The sequence below is a fragment of the Halolactibacillus sp. JCM 19043 genome (genome assembly GCF_001310395.1).
Taxonomy (GTDB): Bacteria; Bacillota; Bacilli; order Bacillales; family Amphibacillaceae; genus Halolactibacillus; species Halolactibacillus miurensis.
In genome coordinates this window covers 48,304-57,243 of the sequence record NZ_BAXD01000019.1, presented here as the reverse complement: position 1 = coordinate 57,243, position 8,940 = coordinate 48,304, and the positions used below count along the sequence as shown (strand labels likewise).

The 8,940-nt window shown below is 38.4% G+C and carries 10 protein-coding genes and 2 pseudogenes; 9 read left to right on the top strand and 3 right to left on the bottom strand.

Annotated elements, in window-relative coordinates; all coding sequences use genetic code 11:
* Positions 1-97: 97 nt before the first annotated feature.
* The 3 genes from JCM19043_RS10090 to JCM19043_RS10080 all read left to right on the top strand — a co-directional run bounded on the left by JCM19043_RS10090 (position 98) and on the right by JCM19043_RS10080 (position 1,614).
* Positions 98-538 (top strand): Dps family protein, encoded by a 441-nt coding sequence (locus tag JCM19043_RS10090; RefSeq protein WP_062322222.1) that lies wholly within the window; start codon positions 98-100, stop codon positions 536-538.
* Positions 539-637: 99 nt separating this feature from the next.
* Complete coding sequence (locus JCM19043_RS10085; RefSeq protein WP_062322218.1) at positions 638-1,078, top strand: DNA starvation/stationary phase protection protein; 441 nt, start codon at positions 638-640, stop codon at positions 1,076-1,078.
* A gap of 65 nt (positions 1,079-1,143) precedes the next feature.
* Complete coding sequence (locus tag JCM19043_RS10080) at positions 1,144-1,614, top strand: DNA starvation/stationary phase protection protein (RefSeq protein WP_062322216.1); 471 nt, start codon at positions 1,144-1,146, stop codon at positions 1,612-1,614.
* 159 nt (positions 1,615-1,773) lie between these two features.
* Here JCM19043_RS10080 and JCM19043_RS16070 read toward each other — a convergent pair whose 3' ends face one another.
* The 3 genes and pseudogenes from JCM19043_RS16070 to JCM19043_RS10065 all read right to left on the bottom strand — a co-directional run bounded on the left by JCM19043_RS16070 (position 1,774) and on the right by JCM19043_RS10065 (position 3,756).
* Positions 1,774-1,881, bottom strand: a complete 108-nt coding sequence (locus JCM19043_RS16070; protein ID WP_082394521.1) for a YjcZ family sporulation protein — start codon at positions 1,879-1,881, stop codon at positions 1,774-1,776.
* A gap of 123 nt (positions 1,882-2,004) precedes the next feature.
* Positions 2,005-2,888, bottom strand: a pseudogene (locus JCM19043_RS10075) (HAD family hydrolase).
* Positions 2,889-2,958: 70 nt separating this feature from the next.
* On the bottom strand, positions 2,959-3,756 hold the full coding sequence (locus JCM19043_RS10065; protein ID WP_062322210.1) for an HAD family hydrolase: 798 nt from the start codon (positions 3,754-3,756) through the stop codon (positions 2,959-2,961).
* Between the two features lie 159 nt (positions 3,757-3,915).
* On the opposite strand from JCM19043_RS10065, the gene JCM19043_RS10060 reads away from it, so the two are divergent.
* The 6 genes and pseudogenes from JCM19043_RS10060 (at position 3,916) to JCM19043_RS10035 (ending at position 8,870) form a co-directional block, all read left to right on the top strand.
* Complete coding sequence (locus tag JCM19043_RS10060; protein WP_062322208.1) at positions 3,916-4,617, top strand: AEC family transporter; 702 nt, start codon at positions 3,916-3,918, stop codon at positions 4,615-4,617.
* 8 nt (positions 4,618-4,625) lie between these two features.
* On the top strand, positions 4,626-4,826 hold the full coding sequence (locus tag JCM19043_RS10055; RefSeq protein WP_156321391.1) for a hypothetical protein: 201 nt from the start codon (positions 4,626-4,628) through the stop codon (positions 4,824-4,826).
* 99 nt (positions 4,827-4,925) lie between these two features.
* The gene (locus JCM19043_RS10050) at positions 4,926-5,894 is read left to right on the top strand and encodes a DUF4003 family protein (protein ID WP_062322204.1); all 969 of its coding nucleotides are present in this window, start codon (positions 4,926-4,928) and stop codon (positions 5,892-5,894) included.
* Positions 5,895-5,926: 32 nt separating this feature from the next.
* Positions 5,927-6,703, top strand: coding sequence for an alpha/beta hydrolase family protein (locus tag JCM19043_RS10045; protein ID WP_062322202.1), 777 nt, complete (start codon positions 5,927-5,929; stop codon positions 6,701-6,703).
* 147 nt (positions 6,704-6,850) lie between these two features.
* Positions 6,851-7,521 (top strand): annotated as a pseudogene (locus tag JCM19043_RS10040) (response regulator transcription factor).
* A gap of 2 nt (positions 7,522-7,523) precedes the next feature.
* The gene (locus JCM19043_RS10035) at positions 7,524-8,870 is read left to right on the top strand and encodes an ATP-binding protein (RefSeq protein ID WP_062322200.1); all 1,347 of its coding nucleotides are present in this window, start codon (positions 7,524-7,526) and stop codon (positions 8,868-8,870) included.
* Positions 8,871-8,940 lie beyond the last annotated feature (70 nt).

Below are 8,940 nucleotides of genomic sequence, written 5' to 3'. Positions count from 1 at the left end.
TTCTCTTTTTTGAGGGATGTTTATCAAATTGAGAAAAGGGAACAGTAACAAGGGAGAGAAAACGATGCAGTTACAAACAATTCAAGGAGGCTATTGGATGACACAACTACACGATCACGTAAACACAATCGTCGCAACACAAGGGGTGCTTTTTACGAAGTTACACCAACACCACTGGTATGTGAAGGGCGATAAATTCTTTACGTTACATGAAAAGTTTGAAGAGTTATATGATGAAGTAAACGGACAATTTGATGCATTTGCTGAGCGTTTATTAACGATTGGTGGTCGTCCTTATTCGACGCTACAAGAATTTATTGACCACTCAAGTATTAGTGAAGCACCATACACAAAAGAGGTCTCATCAGAAGAGATGGTCAAGACCGTCCTAGCTGATTTTGGCACGGTCGTCAAAGACTTAGCTAAAGGGATTGAACTGGCTGGTGAAGCGGGAGACGATGTGACGGAAGATTTATGTATCGGCTATAAAGCGTCACTAGAGAAGCATATGTGGATGTTACGTTTTTACTTAGGTTAAGTTTTTTACGCTGTACAAAAATGCTTTTACAAAACACATGAACGCATGTTATCAACATCCATCTAAACATATTCAATAAACAAAAAGGAGCTGTTTTCATTGACACAACTACATGATCACGTAAACAAAATCGTCGCAACACAAGGGGTATTATTCACGAAGTTACACCAACATCACTGGTATGTAAAAGGAAATAAGTTTTTCGTTTTACATGAAAAGTTTGAAGAATTATACGATGAAGTGAATGGGCAATTTGATGAATTTGCGGAGCGTTTATTAACGATTGGTGGAAGCCCTTATTCTACACTACAAGAGTTTCTTGATCACTCAAGTATAAGTGAGTCGCCATATACGAAAGAAGTTTCATCAGACGAGATGGTTAAAACGGTCCTAGCTGATTTTGAAACAGTCGTTGAGGACCTAGAAAAAGGGATTGAACTGGCTGGTGAAGCAGGTGATGACGTGACAGAAGACATGTGCATCGGCTATAAAACATCACTTGAAAAACATATGTGGATGTTACGTTACTATTTAGGCTAAGTAATCAAATGAAGTAAGAGACGTCAAATAGACGCAATAGCAGAGTTTCGTAGTGGATGAATCGAATGAATAAACTATTAAAGGAGTTGTTTTCATTGACACAATTACACGATCACTTAAACAAAATTGTCGCAACGCAAGGGGTATTATTCACGAAATTACACCAGCATCATTGGTATGTGAAAGGACCGAACTTCTTTACGTTACATGAAAAATTCGAAGCGTTATACGATGAAGTCAATCAGCAATTCGATGAATTTGCGGAGCGTTTGTTAACGATTGGTGGAACTCCATATTCTACACTACAAGAGTTTCTTGACCACTCAAGCATTAGTGAAGCACCTTACACAGATAAAGTACCGGCAGAAGAGATGGTTAAGTCGGTCCTTTCGGACTTTGAAACAGTCGTCAAAGAGTTAGAAAATGGGATTGAACTTGCTGGTGAAGCGGGCGATGACGATACAGAAGATTTATGTATTGGCTATAAAACATCACTCGAAAAACATATGTGGATGCTTAAGTACTATTTAGATTAATTTCACATGAGTGAAGTCACCATTTGTTCTTTTGTCGATAGACATATAGGTGAACGCAAGCGAATGTAACTAAAATAGCATGAAACAAGAGAAAGCGAAAGAGAGAAGATAGAAAAAAAGACTCACATGGCGTGAGTCTTTTTGTATGTCAAGCTAGTCTTAATAGAAAGATGCGCCAACGATGACAAGTAAAATAAACAAAACAACAATTAAAGCAAACGTATTGTAGCTGTTTGATTGGCATGGGTTTGGTTGGCAAGGATACATAAACGTCACCACCTTTACTCGAGATATAATAGTATATCCGATTAGTGATAAAAAGGTAGGGCGATTATCTTTAAAGAAACAGATTCTATTTTGATTAGCTCAATACGAGCCAATACTATTTAATCAAACGTCTTCCGATTCTTTTGCATTTATAGTCAACGCACGTTCGATCGCTTTTTTTACCCCATCATCATTATTTGATGTGGTCGTATAGGCGGCGTTTGCTTTAATTAAATCTGCAGCATTGTCCATCGCGACACCGTATTTAACGTTTGTTAACATCGGTAAATCATTTTCGTTATCACCAATAGCCATAATCTCATCTGACGTAATGCCGAGCGACTTGGCGTAACGTAATAGCGCATGGCCTTTCGTTGCTTCTTTATGATTAAATTCAACATTATCAAATCCTGAGCTTGTCACATAAATGTCTTCTCTATTTGAAAACATATGACGCAACGATTCAAGATCACCTTTATTATAAGAGAAAGCAAGTAATTTATAGGGGATAATATTCGGGTCATGTAAGACTGATAGAAAATCATCTGTAAAGGTGAATGTTTCTTCTTGGAAACGTCGATCAATATACGCTTTAATTTCATCATCACTGAACCCAACAAACTTTTCTCGTAAAATCGTTAACAACATATCGATAAAGTGATCTTTTTCTGGCGCGTAGACGCCGTTGTTTGTATACATTTCTAAATAAATTTTATTTGTGTCAACCGCTGCAATAATTTCTTTTGCGATAGGCACATCAAAGGGTGTGTCCACGACAAGATTATGCTCATGGTCGAATAGATTAGCCCCATTCATGCAAAGATAGGCACGTCAAGTCCTGCCTTTGAAATTGCTTGTTTTGCAGAGCCGTATGAGCGGCCAGTTGCGACCATAAAACGAATACCTTGTTGTTCTGCTTTGTTAATCATCTGAACGGTTTCTTTTGAAATCGTCCCACCTTCTTGTAGTAAGGTGCCATCTAAGTCTGATGCAATTAATTTAATCATTTGCTTGCTCCTCATTATGTTTATATAGTAAATGGATGTAAATAGATGTTTCTAATGAAACGAAGATCAGTTACGATGATGATTCAATAATGCCTAAATGAATAAAGGCATCATATAAGCCCCCTTCATCAACAGAGGTCGTCTGATAATCGCTATAAGCGATTAAGTCAGGATGAGCGTTCCCCATCGCGATACCGGTACCGGCAAGTTTCAACATGTCTTTATCATTCATTCCGTCGCCAATGGCAGCTACCTGTTCCATGTTTAGACCTTCTTGTTTTACAATGGCTTCGATTGCTTTGCCTTTATTGACAGCTTGTTGAATAATATCATAGTGATTAGTCATACCTTCGACGTGTACTTCAGAAAAGAAAAGTGTCTCATCTTTTTGATATAAGTAGATGTTGTCTTTTGGACAGTTCATTAAAGTCATACCATATATATGACTTTTTTGATCATCGGTGTATAAAGCGTTGTACACAATACCGAAGTGTTGAATAAACGTTTGAACAAAGTCAGGTTCAAAAGAGGTAAACAAATTATGTGTGTCAGAATATAACACGATTTCTTGATTATGAGCTTGTGCGGTCTGAATCAAATCATCGACAACTTGTTCATTCATATGTTGTTCATATAGAACACGGTCGCCTTTTCTCGCATAAGCCCCGTTATATCCAACAACATTGGTAATGCCGAGTGTGTCCATTAATGGCTTTAGTTCATGTACCGGTCGCCCCGTCGCGAGCCATAGTTCAACGCCTTTTGCTTTAGCAGCTTTAAGGGCGGCGATGGTTTTGCTGTGAATCGATTGATCATGTCTTACGATAGTACCGTCAACATCGATAAAAAGGTGTGTGATCTGTGTCATGGTTATTCCTCCGGATAAATAATTAGTGAAATATAAGCTATATTTAAAACGCCATGTTCATCGCTTGTTCTTCCTCATATTCTAGTGTACCATGAAAAGGAATCATCTGTGTATTGTAGAACATCATGTAAGGGCATACATATTAAAGGAGCGATTTTTTTGGGTAGTTTTAATCAACAATTCATTTTATCGATTATTATTATCGTGCTAGGTTTTTTTATTAACCGTTTCGGCTGGTTGGGAGAGAATGAGGGGGATGGCCTCTCGCGTTTGATCATCAACGTTACCTTACCAAGCTTAATTATCTATTCGTTTCATGATTTAACAATTGAACCCTCCTTGTTAGTACTTGTATTGTGTGGCATTATTTATGGTTTGATCTTAATGGGAGTAGGCTACTTGTTTTTTCGTAAGAAAGTAGGCAAATCAAAAGGCATGTTGCTTATGATGATGCCAGGTTTAAATATTGGCTTATTCGCTTATCCTTTAGTAGAAGGCTTATTTGGCCAAGAAGGCATTCAGTTTTTTGGGATGCTTGACGTTGGGAATGCTTTAATTACCTTTGGTATGTGTTATGTCATTGGTAGTTATTATTCAGGTCAACATCAGGCCTTTGATTTTTTATCCATATTAAAGAAGTTAGGGCGATCGGTACCGCTGATGACTTATCTCGTCGTCTTTATCCTTTCAGTTCTAAACTTGCAGCTGCCTATGCTATTGATTGATACGGCGGAAGTCATTTCAAGAGCGAATATGCCGCTGTCTTTAATTGTGCTCGGGATGTTTATTCATATCCACATGGACAAGTCACAACGCCATGATTTACTATCGTTTCTATCAGCGCGATTTGGGGTGGTATAATCGTTGGTTTGATTTGTTATTACATGCTACCGCTAAGTGAGATGGTAAGACTCACATTATTCATTGGGGCGATTCTTCCCTTGCCACTTGTCCACTTACCGTATGCGGTTGATTTTGATTATGATCGCCGCTTTGTCGGGACGGTATCCAGTTTTTCGCTTGTTATCAGTTTTCTATTGATTTGGCTCGTCGCGATGTTGATCGTTTAACTTGTTTATAAATGAAGAAATTTAATTTGCTTGAACCGTTTTTAATCACAAGATTTAAGGTATAGTCTAGCATAATCGTTATAAAGTGAGGGGTTTATTATGGATGACTACTTAAACATTTTACGTGTATTTGAAGATAATGTCTTAAAACTAAAAAAGCGTTACCGCTGGCGTTTTGACTCAAAAAGTATTGCGCTCGTATCACTACAATTTGCGCTTAGTCATCAACCGCTAGATTTAAATGTATTTGAGCATGTTAGTCAAACGCTCAGTAAAAAACTATCGCCTTTCTCCACGTTAAAACAATCGGAACAGTACTTTATTGCTGCATCTTTAATTATTAAGACAGACGATCCGATCGCAGCGATTGATGATTTTTTAACGCAACAAAAAGCGTTAATGAAAGAGGGTATGATCAAAGAAACGGTCAGTTATTACTTAGCACTTATGTTAGTAGAGAAAAAGGCGCCGCTTTCTTCTGTAGGGTCAGCTAATCAGCTGTATCGCCGCTTAAAGCATCGACATAGCTTTATGCTAAATCGAACCATTTTTCCATTTGTATTTAAAATTACTGTCGAACAACAGCATAATAAACGCTTGCAAGATGAACAAGCTGTTGTTGAAGTGATTGAATCGAATTATGATCAATTAGTCAAACATGGGTTTAAGGCGGGGACGCACCTTTATGTCATGAGTATGGTCTTTTCATTACCGGCCTTCCGTCACCATTTAAGTCATGCGATTCAGTTATTCAAACAGTTAAGTGAGGTAAACTTTACGATAGAACCAGAACAATATCTCTCGTTTGCGATTTTATCACATTCATCTTTTGAGAAGAAACATGTAATTGAACTGGAGATATTAGTTAATGACTTAGTGAAACGAACGAAAATTAAGCAAGATAAAAAGTTTCAAAAACAGTTAGCGATGCATATGCTACTGATTGATTATTTGCCGCATCAAACAGGGGCGAGTCAAGACGTGCTGACGCTTGCGTACGAATTAATTGAAGTGGAGCACATGGCCATTATGTCGGCTGTGTCATCTAGTTCTATTGGGTTATATTAAAAATAATTATAGGGAAAGTAGGAGAAGATTATATGGCGCAAATGACGTGTCACTTTTTTTCAGATGTTTTACAAAAGCATACGGGAATGACTGTGATAATTCCGGAACAAACAAGCAACCAATATGGCGGGGTAAATAAAGACCAACAAGCAAAGTTACCTCTTCTTTATTTACTTCATGGCTTTTCCGATGATCATACGATTTGGAGCAGACGAACATCAATTGAACGCTACGCGGATGAACATGGGATAGCTGTTGTAATGCCTGATGGTGACCATAGTTTTTATACTGATATGCATCAAGGGAGAAACTACTTTACTTTCTTATCGGAAGAGCTACCTAAAAAAGTGGCCTACTTATTTCCGGTATCAATGGAACCTAAGGATACTTATGTCGCCGGTTTATCGATGGGGGGATATGGGGCGCTTAAATGGGCGTTAAGTAGACCGGACGCTTTCCATAAAGTCGCTTCGCTCTCTGGGGCTGTTGATATGGCGAGACTACGACAAGAACGCGAGACGGGCGATATGGGACCATTAATGGATCGCATTTTTGCGGATAAAGATATTACCGATACGACACATGATCTGTTTTACTTACTCAAGCAGTTAATCAACAATAAAAAGGATGTACCAGATATTTATCTTGCATGTGGAACAGAAGACTTTCTTTACGAGGATAATCAACGTTTAGCAGAACAGTTAACAGCCTATGACCTTCGGTCAAAAGTGACGTTTGATTCAGGTACCCATGAATGGGGCTATTGGGACCGACATATAAAAGAAGTGTTGGACTGGATGATGAAATGAAACAGATCTCATAAGTCTTGCGTGTATTCGAGACTTAAACCTAGCGGTCCCCAGCGATCTCTAGGTTTTTTTAATACCTATATATGTGTTAAACAGGACCAGTAACATCGATAGGTGTGGTAGACTATGGTTAATGAGGTGAAAATAATGACAATATTAGTGGTAGAAGATGAAGTGAAATTGGCACGTGCTTTAGAACTTGAGTTAAAGTTTGAAGGTTATGATGTGTTATTATGTCATGACGGGAAAGAAGCACTTCAACTTATGTTAGATCAAACGTTTGAATTAGTCATTTTAGACGTTATGTTACCTAATTTAAGCGGGATGGATATTTTGCGTCGCTTACGAAAAGAAAATGAAACATTGCCAGTGATCATGCTGACAGCGCGTGATCAAATTTATGATAAAGTGAGTGGCTTAGACTAGGTGCGAATGATTATATTACCAAGCCGTTTGAAATTGAAGAATTGCTTGCTAGAATCAGAGTGCAACTGCGCAAGAATCCATTAGCGCTTGAGACCGATCAAGCAGATCAATTAGCTATCAAAGATGTCGTGATTTATTTAAGTACTTACGAAGTAAAGAAAGATGACCGACTTGTTGAATTAACGAAACGAGAATTTGAGTTAATGGCTTATTTAGCGAGGAATAAAAATCACGTGTTGACTCGTGATCAACTCTTGGCAGAAGTGTGGGGATATGATTATATGGGCGAGACAAACGTCGTTGATGTCTATGTCAGATATTTACGACAGAAGTTAGGTTATGAGCTGATTGAAACGGTGCGGGGTGTCGGTTATATGGTGCGGAGTGAATAAAGATGAAACTGAAGACAAAGCTTGTCTTATTTAACACGCTCGGCTTTCTCTTGTTTTTATTTGTGATTGAAGCGCTCATTTATTTTAGTTTTATTCAAATTATGACGAGTCAAGAAATCGACCGGATTGAAGCGCAAGCGACGACATTACTTGAAGCTTTTGCTCAAGATGAGGTCAGCAATGTAGACCCGGCCCAATTATTAAAAGCTTATGTTCCCGCTGATGGGATGATTCGTCTCATAGACGATGAAGGGGAGATTATTCAAGTCGTGACACAAGATGAACGCTTGACGAATCTTGATGCCTCATTTATTAATCGATCAGCGACAGAAGAATTCACTATCGAAGATGGTGAGCGCTTTGCTAAAGTATCTGTGCCAATTATTTATGTCGATCAACAAGTAAGAGCGCTCGAATTAGTGCAACCACTCAAATATATTGATGATGCCCTCGATGTCTTAATGCTCGTGCTCATCTTAAGTTTTTTCATTATGATCATTCCGGGTGTATTAATTGGGAAGACAATTGCCAGACTCATCATTCAACCAATCGAACGATTGTCGCACGCGATGCAACATAATCAAACGGATGGGAAGTGGGAAACGGTCGAATTTAGTGATCGGAAAGATGAACTTGGACAAATGGCGCTTAACTTTAATGAAATGAATACCCGACTTAAGTCAATGTTTGATACACAAGAACAGTTTGTCGCCAATGCTTCGCATGAATTAAAGACTCCCCTAGCGGTGATTAAGAGTTATGTAAGGTTGATGGAACGTCAAGGGAAGATTAATCCAGAGGTGATGGAAGAATCACTTGAAACGATAAATGATGAAACAGACCGTATGCATCGCTTAATCCAACAAATGTTAACGCTCGTATCAATTGAAAAAGGTGAGAGGTTTACGTTTGAACAAGTATCTTTAAGACCGCTTTTAAAACAAGCGAGTAAATCCATTGCTTTAGCTTTTGACCGAACCATTGCGCTAGATATGGTAGAACAAGAGATAACGATTGTTGGTGATCAAGAGAAGCTAAAACAATTGGTCTATATTTTGTTAGATAATGCTCAGAAGTATTCAGAAGCCGCTATTATGTTAAGGTTAAAACAAACGGCGACTGAGGCGATTATTGAAGTGGAAGATAAGGGTGAAGGATTAAGTGAACAAGATCAATTAGCTATTTTTGATCGGTTTTATCGTGTGGATAAGGCTCGTGCACGCGAAACCGGGGGAACAGGTCTCGGTTTAACGATTGCCAAAGCGATTGTTGACCAACATGATGGGCGGATTGAAGTAGCGTCAACCTTAGGTAAAGGGACGACATTTCGTATCTTTTTACCATTCTAACCATCTTCTCATTAATTTCTCATGAAGCCTTTACAGTGCTTTCATCTTCTATTGCTATACTAAAAGTAAC